At 41.6% G+C, this 15825-nt stretch carries 21 protein-coding genes and 6 pseudogenes; 5 read left to right on the forward strand and 22 right to left on the reverse strand.

Going from position 1 to position 15825, the window contains the following annotated elements; all coding sequences use genetic code 11:
* Positions 1-20: 20 nt before the first annotated feature.
* The 6 genes and pseudogenes from JCM19055_RS10410 to JCM19055_RS10435 all read right to left on the reverse strand — a co-directional run bounded on the left by JCM19055_RS10410 (position 21) and on the right by JCM19055_RS10435 (position 5161).
* Positions 21-1578 (reverse strand): annotated as a pseudogene (locus JCM19055_RS10410) (DNA translocase FtsK).
* Complete coding sequence (locus JCM19055_RS10415) at positions 1536-2717, reverse strand: hypothetical protein (RefSeq protein ID WP_042359695.1); 1182 nt, start codon at positions 2715-2717, stop codon at positions 1536-1538. Before JCM19055_RS10415 ends, JCM19055_RS10410 begins: the two are co-directional and overlap by 43 nt.
* A gap of 242 nt (positions 2718-2959) precedes the next feature.
* Entirely contained in the window at positions 2960-3217 is a 258-nt protein-coding gene (locus tag JCM19055_RS10420) for a hypothetical protein (protein WP_042359696.1), read from the reverse strand.
* Between the two features lie 171 nt (positions 3218-3388).
* Positions 3389-4010: pseudogene (ytpR, locus tag JCM19055_RS10425) on the reverse strand (YtpR family tRNA-binding protein).
* A gap of 13 nt (positions 4011-4023) precedes the next feature.
* Positions 4024-4821: a DUF1444 family protein gene (locus JCM19055_RS10430; RefSeq protein WP_042359697.1), complete on the reverse strand. Its 798-nt coding sequence runs from the start codon at positions 4819-4821 to the stop codon at positions 4024-4026.
* Between the two features lie 49 nt (positions 4822-4870).
* The gene (locus JCM19055_RS10435; protein ID WP_370543074.1) at positions 4871-5161 is read right to left on the reverse strand and encodes a thioredoxin family protein; all 291 of its coding nucleotides are present in this window, start codon (positions 5159-5161) and stop codon (positions 4871-4873) included.
* Between the two features lie 126 nt (positions 5162-5287).
* On the opposite strand from JCM19055_RS10435, the gene JCM19055_RS10440 reads away from it, so the two are divergent.
* Positions 5288-5734, forward strand: coding sequence for a YtoQ family protein (locus tag JCM19055_RS10440; protein ID WP_042359698.1), 447 nt, complete (start codon positions 5288-5290; stop codon positions 5732-5734).
* 1 nt (position 5735) lies between these two features.
* On the opposite strand, the pseudogene JCM19055_RS10445 reads toward JCM19055_RS10440, so the two are convergent.
* Positions 5736-6810: pseudogene (locus JCM19055_RS10445) on the reverse strand (M42 family metallopeptidase).
* Positions 6811-6970: 160 nt separating this feature from the next.
* Here JCM19055_RS10445 and JCM19055_RS10450 point away from each other — a divergent pair.
* Positions 6971-7279 (forward strand): PepSY domain-containing protein, encoded by a 309-nt coding sequence (locus JCM19055_RS10450; protein ID WP_042359699.1) that lies wholly within the window; start codon positions 6971-6973, stop codon positions 7277-7279.
* A gap of 38 nt (positions 7280-7317) precedes the next feature.
* On the opposite strand, the pseudogene trmB reads toward JCM19055_RS10450, so the two are convergent.
* Both trmB and JCM19055_RS10460 read right to left on the reverse strand, forming a co-directional pair.
* Positions 7318-7964, reverse strand: a pseudogene (gene trmB / locus JCM19055_RS10455) (tRNA (guanosine(46)-N7)-methyltransferase TrmB).
* Between the two features lie 53 nt (positions 7965-8017).
* Positions 8018-8857: a phosphotransferase family protein gene (locus tag JCM19055_RS10460; RefSeq protein WP_042359700.1), complete on the reverse strand. Its 840-nt coding sequence runs from the start codon at positions 8855-8857 to the stop codon at positions 8018-8020.
* 59 nt (positions 8858-8916) lie between these two features.
* On the opposite strand from JCM19055_RS10460, the gene JCM19055_RS29255 reads away from it, so the two are divergent.
* The gene (locus tag JCM19055_RS29255; RefSeq protein WP_265182013.1) at positions 8917-9051 is read left to right on the forward strand and encodes a hypothetical protein; all 135 of its coding nucleotides are present in this window, start codon (positions 8917-8919) and stop codon (positions 9049-9051) included.
* A 79-nt stretch (positions 9052-9130) separates the two neighbouring features.
* Here JCM19055_RS29255 and JCM19055_RS10465 read toward each other — a convergent pair whose 3' ends face one another.
* The 7 genes from JCM19055_RS10465 to JCM19055_RS10485 form a co-directional block, all read right to left on the reverse strand.
* Positions 9131-9823: a nuclease-related domain-containing protein gene (locus JCM19055_RS10465; RefSeq protein WP_042359701.1), complete on the reverse strand. Its 693-nt coding sequence runs from the start codon at positions 9821-9823 to the stop codon at positions 9131-9133.
* Complete coding sequence (locus JCM19055_RS10470; RefSeq protein ID WP_042359702.1) at positions 9783-10031, reverse strand: hypothetical protein; 249 nt, start codon at positions 10029-10031, stop codon at positions 9783-9785. Before JCM19055_RS10470 ends, JCM19055_RS10465 begins: the two co-directional genes overlap by 41 nt.
* Before the next feature lie 10 nt (positions 10032-10041).
* Positions 10042-10614, reverse strand: a complete 573-nt coding sequence (locus JCM19055_RS10475) for an LrgB family protein (protein WP_052366191.1) — start codon at positions 10612-10614, stop codon at positions 10042-10044.
* On the reverse strand, positions 10541-10735 hold the full coding sequence (locus JCM19055_RS27320; RefSeq protein ID WP_193745386.1) for a hypothetical protein: 195 nt from the start codon (positions 10733-10735) through the stop codon (positions 10541-10543). The genes JCM19055_RS10475 and JCM19055_RS27320 overlap by 74 nt, the downstream gene beginning before the upstream one ends.
* A complete protein-coding gene (locus JCM19055_RS10480) occupies positions 10728-11036 on the reverse strand; it encodes a CidA/LrgA family protein (protein ID WP_081833606.1) in 309 nt (102 codons plus the stop codon). Before JCM19055_RS10480 ends, JCM19055_RS27320 begins: the two co-directional genes overlap by 8 nt.
* A 79-nt stretch (positions 11037-11115) precedes the next feature.
* Complete coding sequence (locus JCM19055_RS23550; protein ID WP_052366192.1) at positions 11116-11334, reverse strand: 2'-5' RNA ligase family protein; 219 nt, start codon at positions 11332-11334, stop codon at positions 11116-11118.
* Complete coding sequence (locus JCM19055_RS10485; protein WP_052366193.1) at positions 11327-11656, reverse strand: 2'-5' RNA ligase family protein; 330 nt, start codon at positions 11654-11656, stop codon at positions 11327-11329. Before JCM19055_RS10485 ends, JCM19055_RS23550 begins: the two co-directional genes overlap by 8 nt.
* A 157-nt stretch (positions 11657-11813) precedes the next feature.
* Between JCM19055_RS10485 and cysK the strand changes: the two are divergent.
* Positions 11814-12748, forward strand: a pseudogene (cysK, locus tag JCM19055_RS10490) (cysteine synthase A).
* Positions 12749-12958: 210 nt separating this feature from the next.
* Positions 12959-13174, forward strand: a complete 216-nt coding sequence (locus JCM19055_RS10495; RefSeq protein ID WP_042359704.1) for a DeoR family transcriptional regulator — start codon at positions 12959-12961, stop codon at positions 13172-13174.
* Between the two features lie 54 nt (positions 13175-13228).
* Here the strand turns inward: JCM19055_RS10495 and JCM19055_RS31610 are convergent.
* From JCM19055_RS31610 to JCM19055_RS31625, 6 genes and pseudogenes are all read right to left on the reverse strand, one after another.
* Positions 13229-14031, reverse strand: a pseudogene (locus JCM19055_RS31610) (pseudouridine synthase).
* The gene (locus JCM19055_RS10505) at positions 13937-14446 is read right to left on the reverse strand and encodes a hypothetical protein (protein WP_042359705.1); all 510 of its coding nucleotides are present in this window, start codon (positions 14444-14446) and stop codon (positions 13937-13939) included. The pseudogene JCM19055_RS31610 and the gene JCM19055_RS10505 overlap by 95 nt, the downstream one beginning before the upstream one ends.
* Positions 14443-14607, reverse strand: coding sequence for a hypothetical protein (locus JCM19055_RS26370; RefSeq protein WP_152549834.1), 165 nt, complete (start codon positions 14605-14607; stop codon positions 14443-14445). The genes JCM19055_RS10505 and JCM19055_RS26370 overlap by 4 nt, the downstream gene beginning before the upstream one ends.
* On the reverse strand, positions 14607-15191 hold the full coding sequence (locus JCM19055_RS31615; protein ID WP_370543078.1) for an FtsW/RodA/SpoVE family cell cycle protein: 585 nt from the start codon (positions 15189-15191) through the stop codon (positions 14607-14609). Before JCM19055_RS31615 ends, JCM19055_RS26370 begins: the two co-directional genes overlap by 1 nt.
* A complete protein-coding gene (locus tag JCM19055_RS31620; protein WP_370543075.1) occupies positions 15076-15597 on the reverse strand; it encodes an FtsW/RodA/SpoVE family cell cycle protein in 522 nt (173 codons plus the stop codon). Before JCM19055_RS31620 ends, JCM19055_RS31615 begins: the two co-directional genes overlap by 116 nt.
* Complete coding sequence (locus JCM19055_RS31625) at positions 15572-15796, reverse strand: hypothetical protein (RefSeq protein ID WP_370543076.1); 225 nt, start codon at positions 15794-15796, stop codon at positions 15572-15574. Before JCM19055_RS31625 ends, JCM19055_RS31620 begins: the two co-directional genes overlap by 26 nt.
* Positions 15797-15825: the final 29 nt, after the last annotated feature.

The raw sequence follows: 15825 nt of genomic DNA on the forward strand, positions 1-15825 counted from the left end.
AGCCTGCTCTTGACTTCAATCTATTCAAAAAGTGCATGCACAACTTCCTCTGACACAAGGACTTGCCTCGGTTTCGTACCGAGCGCTTCGGATACAATTCCACGCTCTTCTAGCATATCCATTAATCGCGCTGCTCGGTTGTAACCGATATGAAAACGACGCTGAATACTTGACGTAGATGCGCTTCCTTGTCGAACGACAAAGTACGTAACTTCTTCTAATAAATCATCTTCAACAGCATTCATTGACGATTGCTTTGTGATTTCTTCTTTTGTAAACAAGTAGTTCGGCTTTTGTCTTTGTCTCCAATAATCCGCTACTCGTTCAATTTCCTCATCATCAACAAACGTTCCTTGCAATCGAACAAAACGAGAAGCACCGTTTTCACTAAACAACATATCGCCTTTTCCGATTAACCGTTCTGCCCGCCCGCGTCTAAAATCGTGCGAGAGTCGGCCATCGATGATACAGCGAACGCAGCCCTAGTTGGGATATTCGCTTTAATCAACCCAGTAATTACATCAACCGAGGACGTTGTGTTGCCACGAGTAAATGGATCCCACACGCTCGTGCTTTTTGAGCAATTCGACAAATGTATTCCTCCACATCTTGTGGCGAGACCATCATTAAATCTGCAAGCTCATCAATCACAATGACAAGGTAAGGCAGTTTGTCCTTTTGCTCTGCTTTGCGATTGTACCCGGAGATATCGCGTACACCTGCTTTAGCAAACAGCTGATATCTTCTCTCCATCTCCTCAACGCTCCATTTTAACGTCATTGTCGCTTCTTTCGGATCAGTAACGACAGGAGCGGCGAGATGAGGGATATCTTGATAAAACGCTAATTCAACGACTTTCGGGTCAATGAGTAACAGTTTCACCTCTTCTGGTGACGATTTATACAATAAGCTAAGCAAAATACTGTTTATACATACACTTTTCCCTGATCCAGTAGAACCTGCAATCAATCCGTGGGGCATTTTTTTGAGATCAATAACTGTGGGTTCGCCACTAATGTCTAGTCCTAAAGCTACCGCTAGTGGGCTATCATGTTCTAGGAATGCTTTAGAATCTAGAATCTCTCTTAAGACGACCGGATTCCGATTTTGTTTAGGCACTTCAATACCGATCGCACTTTTGCCTGGGATTGGTGCTTCCATTCGCAAATCAATCGCTGCCATTGCAAGCTTCAAATCATCTGTTAAGTTTGTCACTTTCGTCACTTTTACGCCTGGAGCTGGTTGTACTTCAAAGCGAGTAACAGAAGGCCCTTCGGTAACGTCAGTCACTTTAGCATCAACATGGAAATGTTGGAGCGTCGCTTCTAATTGCTCTTTTTGACGAATTAATTGTTCAGATGCACCTTCAGTCGCGGTTTGGACAGGCTCCACAAGAAGATCGTGAGGAGGTGGTGCAATTGGCTCCAATTCCATGTCATCAAGTTCGCTTAGAACAGAAGGGCTTTCAACCACTTCTTCCTTAGGCTCTTCATTTGAGAATGATTGAGGTTGCTCGTACACATCTTGTTCCTTTGCTACTTGTGAATTAACCGGTGCCGGCATCGTTCTTGAGACGATTCCTTCGTTTCTTCACGTAACTTCTTTTGTCGTAGGTAAGCCGCGCGATCCGATGGGGTCATCATTACGTTATACGGTAGCAACGATGTCGCTTCTTGATCTTCATCCGTCTCTACCTCTACGCGTTCTTCCACCTCAAATGATTGTTCTTGATCGACTAGATTAACTTCTTCTACGTTTGAGTCGTTTGAAATGAAGGGCTCTTGGTCATCGCTTTCAAACGTCAAACGTGTGTCTGAATCAGTATCGTCGCTAGCTCTTTGCTCGGGCTCATTGAGCATATGATCTTCGGCATATCCATCATCTTCTTGAACTACAGCTACAGACTCTGTTCCATCTCCATTAAGGGCATTGCTCTGCTCGGTTGCTTCGACGGACGACTCCTCTTCACCATCACGGTTCTCAACAACCTGATTACCAAATTCGGCGGAATCACTGTTGAATTGTTCATCGTCAGTCTCACTTTGTGATTTCGTTTCATCATCTGTTTCAATGAAATGAGCTTCTTGCTCCATTGTTTCATTAGACCGCTCTTGAACATCCCCTAGTTGATGATCTTTTTGTATAAACGCCATGCCTGGCTGATCATCACGTAAAGCTGTCATGTCCTCTGAGTGTTCTTGATCTATAGTTTCAGTTTCGTCATTGTGTTCATCGACCTCCCGTTGACTATTTCTCGGGAAATGAACGACGTCGTCTTCTGGCTTTGATTCCTCATCTTGCACGAGAGGTTCTTCTGTTTCATTTTGTCTCTCTATGAAATGAGCTCCTTGTAAATCAGCTGAGCCTTCTCGTTCACTTGCAATTGGAAGGTCTGTCGTCTTATCGTTTGTTTCAACATCTACTTCTTGCTCTACGATCTCGTTTTCAGGCTCGGTTTGTTTGTCGTCTGCTAGTGTGACTGTGCGATAAGCTGAATCTGACAACTCACTATCTCTAGTAATCATAGCCGTTTCTTCACTAGGACGACCGGACACTGGTTCTGATAATTTCGTAGCAGCAACTTCACCGTCATGCTCTACTTGTTGATTGAGATTTTCCGCTTCAAGTCGTTCTAATGCTGCTTTATTGACACGAGCATACAATGCTTGTAAATCGTTATCGTGGTTTGAACTTTTACTCCAATCACCTGTAGGCAATACATCCTTATTCTCTTCTTCATCAACTTGTAAGTTTCTCGTGTTTTGAAAGCCATGTACTGGTGAAGGGATGGTCTGTACTGAAAAGTGAGGATTGTTAAAGTACTGGCGCCTTTCATCAAGTGATGAAGAAGGCGTCTTACTTATCGTTTGCTTGACGTTTTGTCTTGGTTTGCGCTTTGGTCTTTCCTCTACCTTCTCTGACTTGGTCGGTCTACTCTCCGGCTCCTTTCGAGTCGGTCTTAGAGGTTCAGCTCGTTTCGTCGTATCTGGTTTTTGTCCTTCGTCAACATGTAGAGGGAATCGAAAGTTCCTTCTTTCGGGTATTTATGAAACACTTTTGCTCGTGATGCATCGTCGTTTCGTTTATCTTGTCTCCCGTAACTAGCACGTTCTTGTCGCTTCGGTTCAACCGTCTCTTCATCATTTTTCTTCGGATCATTTCCGAATAAATAGTGATTAATTGTATTCCAAACGCCGTTTTTCTTTTTCTTTGGCATTTTATTCACCTGCTCATGTTTCTATAGTAGTATGTGAAATCTACTCCTATTCTACATAAGCTTGCCGCTTTTAAACACCTCCTAAGGAAAGATTTATTCCTAAATCTTGTCATTTCTAGTACAACGAAAAACCCCTCCTCAAGTAAACGAGCATTGAGAAGGGGCTTACTATTAACCATTATGGAATTGTTTTAAGAAATCTTGACCGACTTCATAGCGGTCTGGAAGGACATAAATTCCCTTTTCTTCTTGTTCAATCGGTAAAGCTAACTCCTTGATGGAACAAATCATTCCATTTGATTTCTCCCCGCGAAGCTTCGATGCCTTAATTCTCATCCCACTTGGCATGTTGGCACCAACTTTTGCGACGACGACTTTCTGTCCTTCGTCAACGTTTCGAGCACCACAGACAATTTGTACTTGTTCACTACCAACATCTACTTGGCATACACGCAGCTTATCTGCATCAGGATGTGGCGCAATTTCATCGACGTGCCCAACAACAAAGCTAGGCTCAGATGGTTTTGTTAATTCGTCATCAATTCCTTCTTCTGCTAACGCTTTGTTCAAATCTGTTAGTAACGCATCATCGATATATAACATGCCAGTTCCACTTGGGGACGCATAAGAACTAACATTGAAAAAAATGATAGCCGACAGTTTCGCCACTATTCTCGTGGTACAAACGTGCAATTTCACCTTTACGTTCGACTTGACGTTTATCTGTATCAATTTCTTTGATCGCTAGGAGAAGTACATCACCTATACCTTGCTTATTATAAAACGCGTTCATTCGTAATCTCCCTCTACTGACCTTTTGGTTTTTTTCTCGCTAAAATAAATATCGGTTCTAGCTTTTCATCTTCGTAAGAGAATGGTAATGCCGTTACAGGAACACGACCTTCTTTAAAGAATTGGAACGTCATTTGCCCCAAAACATCATACCCTTGGTCGTTTCGAATATCCGCAACGATCAAAACGTCTTGATGTGGGATTGAAAACGCTACAGATCCTTCCATCATGCTTGCCATCTCTTTCACCCAAGCCTCATTTAGTATGCGGCTTGCGTCATATCCGTCGTTTGAGTTCAAGAAGTAGAATCGATTACCAGCCACTTCATCTACTTTGACGTCAGTCGCTAACGAGCGCAAGTTAAACCGAGCAGCTTCTTTAATCGCTTGCTCGTCCAACTGTTCAGATTCTAGCATACCTTCGTCAATTAATGCGTACGTCTTTCCTTGATCGAGTGCATAATAAATTCTCGTCTCAGCAGTGTGAGGTTCGTGAATTAATGCTTTTTGATCTTTCGTTTCTGTTGGAAATGACGTCGAACGAATGACAGGGAATACGTGTTGCAACTTCCCTTGAAGTTGCTTCTTCTCTTCCATTGCCTCAAACGATAGCGTAATAAAAGAAAACGTGTCTTCAAGTCCCGCATCACCTTTTTGATCGTACTTTGCTTCAAGGCGTGGCAGGTCAAGATTTAAACCCGTTTGAAGCGTTGGATGCACGATTCTCACCGTGGCTTTTTCTTCATCATGTTGTACATCTAACTCGTGAAATTTTGCCTTAAGTTTACGCAACACTTTATTTGAGGTCGCCATAGAAACTCCCTTCTAACTTACTTCTCGAGGTAACGATCAATAAATGACGTTACTTCTTCTTCTGTCTTTCGTTTTTTTTATCTACGAAACGATCGATTTCTTCGCCATTTTTAAATCCTACAAAGCTCGGAATTCCAAAGATATCATATTGCTGGCAAACGTCAATCAGAGCGTCTCGATCAGCATGAATAAAATCGATTTCCGGGTAATCTGCTTCAATTCTAGGCATTGCCGGATCAATAAAGTGACAATCTGGGCACCAATCTGCACTAAACATCACGACAACTCGTTCTGCTTGAATCGCTTCTTCAAATGCTTGTTTATTTTCAACCTTTTTCATTGTTTCATTCCTCCAGTAATTGGTCGATGACGTTTATCACAATCGTTGAATGGGAAAATAATAAACAACGATCGTAATAAAAGACGATATAATTTAGTAAGTCATTATTTTTTTGAGGTGATCAATATGAATTTAAACGTTTACTTAGCAGGTCAAATTCACGACGATTGGCGTGAAGATGTAAAACAAAAAGCAAAGGAGAAAAACCTTCCCCTTCATTTCTTCGAACCGATGACAAATCATGATCGATCAGATGATATTGGAGAAGAAGTTCTCGGCAAACAACCTGATGCAATCTTCAAAGACGAAGCAGCTTCTGCAATCAATAATTTACGGACGAAAGTTCTTATGCAAAAGTCCGACGTCGTCATCGCCATGTTTGGTGAGGATTACAAACAGTGGAATGCAGCGATGGATGTCGGCAGTGCTGTAGCACTAGGAAAACCTGTTATCTTAATTCGTCCAAGCTCATTGCACCATCCAGCAAAAGAAATGGCAAACCGAGCCCAACTCGTTGTGACAGACATTGACCAAGCACTACAAGCATTAAGTTACATCTTTGAAACAGAATAGCTTATCCGTTTGCACGGATCGCTTCAACCGTGGAGCGATCTGTCTTTCTAACGAGTGTTGTGATGAGAGCTTTCGCAGCTTCATAATCTTTCACATTTAAGATCGAGGCTCCAGTATGAATGTACCGTGCACACACACCAACAACTGCAGACGGTACGCCGTCATTTGCAGTATGAACAGCTCCTGCATCTGTCCCACCTGGAGAGATGAAGTACTGATACGGAATGTTTTCACTTTCGGCAGTGTCGAGAATAAATTCGCGCATTCCACGGTGTGTGATCATCGTGCGGTCATAAATTCGAAGCAAAGCACCATCGCCCATTTTGCCGAACTCGCCTTTCTTACCAGAAGTATCATTTGCAGGAGAAGCATCAAGGGCAAAGAAAATGTCTGGCTGAATCAGGTTCGCTGCCGTTTTTGCACCACGTAAACCGACTTCTTCTTGAACGGTTGCACCGGAATACAAGGTATTTGGCAACGATTCACCTTGCACTTCTTTTAATAGTTCAATTGCAAGACCTACGCCGTAACGGTTGTCCCAAGCTTTTGCCATGATTTTATTCTCGTTAGCCATTGGTGTAAATGGGAAATCAGGAACGATGGCAATACCTGGCCGAATGCCTAAACGCTTTGCATCCTCTTCATCATCTGCTCCAACATCAATGTACATTTCACTAATCGGCATTGGTTTATTGCGCATTGCATCGTCAAGCAAGTGAGGGGGTGTTGAACCGACAACACCTGGGATTTTTCCATTGTCGGTAAGAACGACGACAGGTTGAGCAAGGAGAACTTGACTCCACCAGCCACCAAGCGTTTGGAAGCGTATTAATCCTTCTTTAGTGATGGACGTTACCATAAACCCAACTTCATCCATATGACCTGCGACGAGCACCTTTGGTCCGTCTTCTGGACCTTTTTTTGAGACCGAATGTACTTCCTAGTCGATCTTGTACAATTTCATCGGAATATTTGTTGAGCTCCTCTTTCATAAACGCTCGTACATCGTGTTCGAACCCTGGAGGTCCTGCTAGTTCAGTCAATGTTTTAAACATTTCTTTCGTTTCATGTTGCATGTTCATTCACGTCCCTTCCTCGGTCTGACAGTCGATTGTACTATTGTATCGAAGTTTTACGGTAAATTCTAGTAAGTCCCATCTGCTATACTTGGACAAATTAGGAAAGTCACTATATACTTGTTGTATAAATTTTTAGAACAAAGGCGGTTGATTAGACATGAAGATTAAAGATCTACTCGTCGGAGTTGCTCTTGGCTTTGCGGCAGGATACGCAGTGAAAGAAGCTTGTGCAGCTAAATCGGTTTCTCCTGAAAAGGCATTAAAGCAAGTAAAAGAAAACGTCTCTCACCGCATTCCGATTAGCGGTTCATGGATTCATATGAACCCCGAACACTATGAGAAAAACGAACTTGATTACAACGTTTACCGTGGCGGTCTATCAAGCACTGCTTCTGGTGAAACAAAGCAAATGGACTTTGTTGTTGATGCAAAAACTGGTACGATTTTGGAGCTTGAAAAGCAATAAAAAAAATCCCTTCTACATGTGTAGAAGGGTTTTTTTTATTATTGTGGAATGTATGCTTCTGTTCGAAAAATCGGTTGTCCTTTACTAGAGAACTTCTCTTCATACTCTGTTCGAACATTATCTTCAGGTTCATCACGATGTAAGTTTACAGAAACATTCTTCAACTGAAACCCATTCTCCGAAAAAGATTGCAGTGAGAACTCAAACAGTCCTTCATTGTCGGTTTTCAAATGAATCTCGCCATCTTTAGGAAGAAGTTGCTTATAGATTTCTAAGAAGTTTGCGTGCGTTAATCGACGTTTGGCATGACGGTTTTTAGGCCAAGGATCCATAAAATTTAAGTAGATCCGGTCGATCTCACCTTCCTTGAAATAGTCTTTAGCATCAGCAACATCTCCTAAAATGAATGCTACTCTACCTTCGTGATTGATGTTTTTTTCTAAAGCTGTCACAAGTACACTTTCATATAGTTCTACACCGATATAATGAACATCTGGGTAAATGTCTGACATGTCTCGCAAGAACTGCCCTTTACCTGTTCCGAATTCGACGTGTAATGGCTTTTTTTATTTGATCAGAGAACGCTTCTTCCCAACGTCCACGATATTGTTCTGGTTGTGGAATTACAATCGTTGGATGTGCGTTAATTTTATCTGTTGCTCCTGGTTTTTTTACGCAGTCTCATGATTACATTCATCCTTTATTTTATTCATAAAAAAAGAGCGGGAATCCGCTCCTTTAATCCGTAAAGACATCTTCTACCATCAATGACTCCAAGTATTCAACCCATTGACTTCGATTCATATCATTGTCTTCATCACTTTCGAGCAAATAATCTAACGTATGCATCGTAATGTACCAATGCATGCGACGGAACAATGAGTCATTTAACTCAATGCCATAATCACGTAGCCATTCTTCCCACGTTGCTCTTGGTACGTACCAATGCAACATAATGCTTAAATCTAAAGCTGGATCGGCAACCGATGCCCCGTCCCAATCAATGAGAAACAGCGCTTCGTTGTTTTCAACAATCCAGTTGTTATGATTTAAATCACAATGACAAACAACAAAGTTTTCGTGCTCAATGTTCGTTTTATTCTGCTCTAAATAAGCAAAAGCTTGTTGATAAATCGGAGCAACACGATGTTGTTGATAAATGGCTTTCTTTCTTAACTTCGCAAGTAACACGTCTGGAGAATGCACTTGGTTCTCAATGCGCTTTAGCATTTCAAGTAACTCTTTTGACGTGTGAATTCGTCTAAGAAGTTGAGCGACTTCAGGTAGCTGCATATCCTTACTTCCAAGCTCACGGCCTTCAATGTATCGCTGCGCGGTAATCACATCACCGTTTGCTAACCGTTTCGTCCAAAGTAACTTAGGTACAATGCCTTCAGCAGATAAAACGGCAAGAAATGGGGAGGAGTTGCACTTTAGGAACAGTTTCTGACTGCCGTCATGAGCAATAAACGCTTCACCCGTAGAACCACCAGCAGGCTCTAAGTTCCAGTTGCTGCCTAGAAGCATTTCCAACCACTTTTTCCTTTTTACTTTAGAATTGATATCGAAATGTCTCATGGCGGGGATCCTTTTAAATATTTGAGCTTGCATCTTCTCACTGCCCAGACTTTGACGTATTGATTGAACTACCGAAAAAAAGATACGCCAACAAAATCCGAATCGGTCGTGGCGCAACATATCACTTTAGTGTTCGTGCTTTTCTATTATTACGTACAGTTTTTGTCTTTTGGCCAATTAATAATCAACGTTAATCATAGCAGATGAATAGAAAGACCGTCAATTGCTGTTCAAGACTCAAAGCTATGCTTTTCGACATCCGAATGATGACGCTCAAAACTTTTCGTAGAACTTGCATTCAACAACGCTACTGTTATGTCCATTTGCTTCTTTTTTTAGCGGAGAAGGATGACGCTTCAACTCACCCAACCATTGGTTATACGACGTACAATCAACTTTAAGTGCACGTAGTGGCGCTTGATGGTCATCAATGTATCCATCTGGCGCAACAATGACAGAATGAATTTTAGAGCGTATAGAAGCTTCACTCAACAGGGTCGTGACTACTTTTCGCATGCGGTTTTGCGAGAGTACCGGACTCACTATTTTTTTGCGATAGTTTTTACCGTAATCAACCTTCCAAAATCGATCTGTACTCGCATGAATAATTGAATTTTTATTCGTCTCAATAAACGTTACACAATAAATATCAGTAGGAGAAATTAAGACAACCTCTAAATCAATTTCCGCTTGAGCAACTTTTAAAACCGGATTATAAAAAAGAAAATAATTATCTGGAATCTCCTTGAGCAATTGACGCAAACGACTATCGTAACGATACTTGCTATCAAGAATTGATTCTTCTTGTAAAGAAGATGATGCCCACTTCAACTGCGCTTGGAACAATTCATAATAAAATTGCTGTTCCAAGTCAGCTAACGTTTTATTTCGGTAACGTTCGAAATCAGGGTGAAGTTCTTGTCGTTCAGACGAAGCCTCTGTAGGCGTTTTTTTTGAACTTCGCAATCGCTTGCTTCCAAAAACCTTTCGACTCCCCTAAAAACCACTCTTCATCAAATTCCTCATCTTCTCTTAAATCAACATTCGCATCTTGCCAAAGTTTCTTCATGTGTCGCCATTTCTCTTGTTTTAGCCTTGAATACTGATTCGGATAACGTTGTAAGTCCACTTCATATCGCGAAACATAATCTTCTAATTTAACGAGATGAACCATCAGACCCTCCTTAATACATGAAAACGAGTGCAATGATTGGTGTGAAAATTGACAGCAGAATAGCACACAACGTCATCGATACGGAGCTTGCCGCCCCTTGAACTTGACCGTTCTCCATCGCATTTGCTGTACCAATTCCATGAGCCGCTGCACCGAGTCCAATTCCTTTTGCTAAGTTCTGGTCAATCTTGAAAATGCGGAACGTAATATCTGCGAATAACACACCACTAACGCCAGCGACAAGGACGAGTAACGCAGCAATGGATGGATCACCATCTAAAATACTCGCAATATCCATCGCGATCGGTGTCGTGACAGATTTCGGTAAAATTGAATACATCAATTCTTCACTAAGTCCAGCAATTCCTGCAAAGCTAACACCTGTCACGATTCCGAGAAATGTTGCTAGGATGACTGGTACACCGAGCGGAATGATAAATTTTAGTAATGTCTTTCGTTGCTCATAGAGCGGGATGCTCAGTGCAACGATTGCCGGTCCTAACCAAAATTCAATCCATGCTCCACCTAATGAGTACGCTTCGTACGACGTATTCGAAAAAAATAAGAAACATAACGAGGACAATCGTACCGGTTAAAAACGGCATCGTGTACAACGCTTTGTGAACCGTATTTAATTTACGAGCAGCCATATAAATTAAAAGTGTAATCGCAATAAACCCTACACTCATAATGAGCTCACTCATTGCTGCTCACCTGCTTCTTTAACAACCATTGACTAAGCAATGAAGCAGTTGCTAATACGATCCACGTACTTAAAGCTGTAATAGCAACGAGTGTTAACCCATGTGCGCGAAGCAAATCTAAATGTTGAATGAGTCCAGCAAGAATTGGAATAAATAACAAAGGCATATGTACGATTAATAATGTTGCACCCTTTTTGACCCATTGGATTTTTATAACCTTGAATTGAAGACAAAGTAGCAACAGCAGCATCCCAATTACACTTCCTGGAATTGGAAATGGAATCCAACTACTCATCATCATCCCTATAAAATAAAAAAAGCACGAGAACGGCTAACTGTAAAAGCAAAAACGAGAAGTCTTTCACTACCTTCATCATCCCTCACCCTTTTAATGTAAATTGTGAAACCGTGTGATAACGAGGGATAAAATTCGGACGCACTTCATATAAACGAAAATCTACGACGTGTAGTCGATCGTTAATTTGTGTTTCAGGCAATTTAAACGCTTGACCGTTAAACCGCCTTGCAACGGTAATATGCGGGGTGTATGGTCGCGTTTCTTTGGCAATTCCTAATCGCTTTGCTTCATCTTCAATCATGGTTTGTAATTGTGCTAACGACTGATTTAACTTTGTTTCTACGTATAAAACTCGTGGAGCGTTTTTTTAAACCAAATGTTTCAATGCCTTCAACATCAATCATAAAAGGTTTTATTTTGTTCGCTAGTTCGCTCGCTGACTGAATGAGTTCGTTACGTAACTCATCGGATAATTGACCAAAAAACTTGAGTGTAATGTGATAATCACTCGGATGTGTCTGTTTCTTAAATGGTAATATGGCTGTTTGTAATTCACGGTTTGCTAAAATCATCGCTCGTGTCTCTTCTGGTACATGAATTCCAAAGAAATAATGCGTTGCCATGATGACTCACCCTTCTGTAGCAGTTCTCACTATCCTACCGTACATTTTGTAAATTAGGAATACGCCTTTCTTTCGTAGACCATTCAATTCCGTTATAATACCTATAAGAACAGTTTGTTTAATCGCCATTAACTTATAACTAGTTGGAGTGAACGTAATGACCGTATACAATCAAATTGACGAACTTGTAGGTAACACACCTCTTGTTAAACTGAATCGTATTGTTCCAGAAGGAAGCGCAGATGTGTACTTAAAGTTGGAGTATCAAAATCCTAGCGGTAGTGTAAAAGACCGCGCTGCACGAGAAATGATTATGCAAGCAGAAGAAAGCGGACATCTAAAAGAAGGCACGGTCATTATTGAGCCGACGTCAGGCAACACTGGCATTGGCCTCGCAATGAACGCTGCGTCCGTGGTTATCGTTGTATCTTAACGATGCCAGACACGATGTCACAAGAACGAATTAATCTTCTAAAAGCATATGGCGCTGAAGTCGTTCTCACGCCAGGAGATAAGAAAATGCCTGGTGCAATTTCAAGAGCACATGAGCTCACAAAAGAAATCGACAATAGCTTTATGCCGATGCAATTTGAGAATGAAGCGAACCCTGATGCTCATCGGAAAACGACAGCACTTGAAATTGTGAGTGATGTTGAAACCCTTAATAAGCCACTAGCTGGTTTTGTTGCAGCATCTGGTACCGGTGGAACGATTACTGGAACAGGGGAAACGCTACGTGAACATTATCCTGACATCACAATTCGTGTCGTAGAACCGAAAGGTTCTCCAGTATTGTCAGGTGGTAAACCAGGTCCTCACAAACTTGTAGGTACGTCACCAGGGTTTATTCCACCTATTCTAAATCAATCCGTCTACAATGACATTGATCGCATCGGTGACGAAGATGCGTATGATACGGTTCGCAAATTAGCTCGTGATGAAGGCATCCTCGTTGGTCCTTCTTCTGGCGCTGCTTGTTTTGCAGCAATAGAGCTTGCAAAAACGTTAAAACCTGGACAAGTTGTCGTCGCCATTGCTTGTGATACTGGTGAGCGATACCTTTCTACAGACTTGTTCCAATTCGAATCGTAATCCACATTGATAGAGGAAAGATGTTTTGATTCTCAAATAATCGTGTAGTATAATGGATCTTGAATCAGGAACACTGGCCAGCCTAAGACCTGTCAACACAATTTCATATACACTTTTGGTCTCCTGGATCTGTGCAGTGCCGCGTTATTGCAAAGAAAGAGAGAACGTACGCGTCCCCTTGATTCTATTTTTATAGAAGGAGTGGTTTTTTTGCGAACTTCAACCGACCGTATGCTTATTAGAATTAAGTCAATTTACTTGTACATTCGAAAAGAAGGCACGGTAACCACACAACAACTGGTTGATGAATTCGGCATCACACAACGTACGATCCAGCGTGACTTAAACGTACTAGAATACAATAATCTAGTTCATAGTCCCAGTCGTGGCAAGTGGACCACAAAGCAGAAAGTTAAAGCTTCGTAAACATACGTGTAGAAATTTTGAAAAGCCAGCACAAATGTGCTGGCTTTCTTTTGTTTACTTCAGTTGGTCAATCTCTTCGGTTGTGAGCTCACGGTATTCGCCTGCAGCTAAACGATCATCTAACGAAAGCGAGCCAATCCTGACACGCTTTAGACGCTCAACCTTACGACCGATCGCTCCAAACATTCGTTTTACTTGATGATACTTACCTTCAGTAATCGTAATATGCAACGTATAATCTGGATGATTGCTCGTTGTAATTTTTGCTGGTTTTGTATGACTCCCGTCTTTTAACTCAAGTCCACCTTCAATTCGGAGAAGATCTTCTTTAAGCGGCAACGCGTCTAGCCCAACGGCATATTCTTTTTCGACGTCATGCTTTGGCGACGTTAGACGATGAGCAAAATCCCCATCGCTCGTTAAAAGAAGTAGCCTTCCGTATCTTTGTCTAGACGACCGACAGGAAAGAGTTGCTCACGTAGGCCGACATGTAAATCATCCATTACCGTTTTATGGAGGTGGTCCTTCGTTGCTGTAACGACACCACCTCTTTTGTTCATAACGTAATAGCGCGGTGACGTTCTAAGTGTAATCGACTTCCCGCTCACTTCTATTTCATCTGTCGATGCATCCACTTTAAAACTTGCATCAGAAACTACGATGTCATTTACGAGGACGAGCTTTTTTTTGATTAATTTCTTCACATCACTTCTTGAGCCTACGTTCGCATTTGCTAAAAATTTATCAATTCGCATGCTACTTTCACTCATCTTCGTCGCTCCCATTGTTCCATTGTTGTAATAGTGATTTTGCAAAGTGACCGTGGTCGTTTCGTAAATGCGCCTTCGCAATACCATTCGGTATTTGAGCTTGTACAGCACGTAGCATCTCATCGGAAATCGACGCTTTACTCATTCGCTCTTCCATCCGTTTTAACCCTCGCAAGCTTTCTTCAGTAGCAATTGTATTTGCCTTTCTAACGGCATCTTCATCACCTTCAATGACAGTAAATGCGTGTGACGTTAGCTCATTGAACTTCATAACTTGTTGCTTTGTTTGAAGTGCAAATACCGCTTCTCGTTCTTGCAAAGCAACCCGAGCATGACCTAACAACTTACAAGAAATCATCGTCTGCTCTTGTTCTATAAGTGGTGCGACGTCCGAATGCATTAACGCGGTAGCCGTATAATAAAACCGACACGTTGACGAGAACAATGATCGATACATGGAAAAAAACGGCTCATATGCATGAGCCGGAATTGCAAGGATCACATCGTGATAGTCTTTAAACGACTGAGGTCGATGACATCTACGTTTTGCTCACCTGCTAATTTATCTTTCGTTCGATTGTACACGTGGACACGTTCTGTTTGATGGTTCGTTAAAATGCCGACAATTGCTTGTCCTAATCGACCATAGCCTATAATCAACATTATTTTGCCCCCATCTTCTTGTTTTGAACAACAGTTAGTGTTGGTTCTTCATCTTCCATGCCTTCAACGTGCTCTTGGTTTTGTTCTTTCGTGTTCTGCCTTGAGATGTTCGCAACGATGGCTGCAGCAACGAAAGAAACGATCAGTGACGAACCTCCAGCACTTACGAACGGAAGCGTAATCCCTGTAATTGGCAACGTTCCACTTACTGCTCCCGCATTAAAGATGAATTGGAACATAAACATAAACACAATTCCGTATGCAAGCAATGAGCCGAACACGCTTTTTGAGCGACTTCCAATCACAATCCCACGAAATCCAATGACTAAGAAGCAAAGAATGACAAATCCAACACCGAGAATGCCCGTTTCTTCTGAAATGATCGATAAAATAAAGTCGTTATGTGGCTCTGGTAAATAGCCTAGTTTTTGCACACTTTGTCCAAATCCAGTACCTGTTACCCCACCATTAGCAATCGCATAATACGATTGAATCAACTGGTGTCCGTGTGTATCTTGATGAGCAAACGGATCTACAAAAGCAAAGATCCGGTTCATTCGATACTCTTCTTGCGTAATTAGAATAACGACCGAGGTTAAAGAAAGCGCACCGAGCATAATTAAGTGCCGAAGTCTTGCACCTGACAAAAAAAATAATAATCCCCGTAACCATCAAAATCACAACTGCTGTACCTAAATCCGGTTGCAACAAAATTAACGTGAACAAAAAGACGACGATGACGAGCGGCGGCAAGACCCCTTGTATAAATCGATTAATATATTTATGTTTCTTCGAGTACACAGACGCTAAATAGATAATAACGCCAAGCTTTACAAACTCAGATGGCTGAAGCGTAAATCCACCAATGGAGATCCACCTTGTTGCACCTTTATCTTCAAGACCGATAATCGGAACTAATAACAAGAGAATCAATGACGCAATGATAATCAACGGGCTTAACTTCTTAAGAAATTGATATCTGAAATTCATGATTACAACAAACAATACGATACCGATAACAAAAAAACATCAGCTGTCTTGATACGACCGCAGTGGCTGGTTGACCGCTGTTAATTGCAGCAGGATAACTAGCACTATATACCATCAGAAGACCGAAGACAGCTAAAGCAAATACAGCACTGATAAATATCCAATCAAAGGCTTTAAAACGTGCCAGCATCCCTTTCACCCACCTACAATAAAATCAAATTTCAGTGT

Source organism: Geomicrobium sp. JCM 19055, from assembly GCF_000698185.1.
In the GTDB taxonomy this organism is placed as follows: domain Bacteria; phylum Bacillota; class Bacilli; order Bacillales; family Marinococcaceae; genus Geomicrobium_A; species Geomicrobium_A sediminis.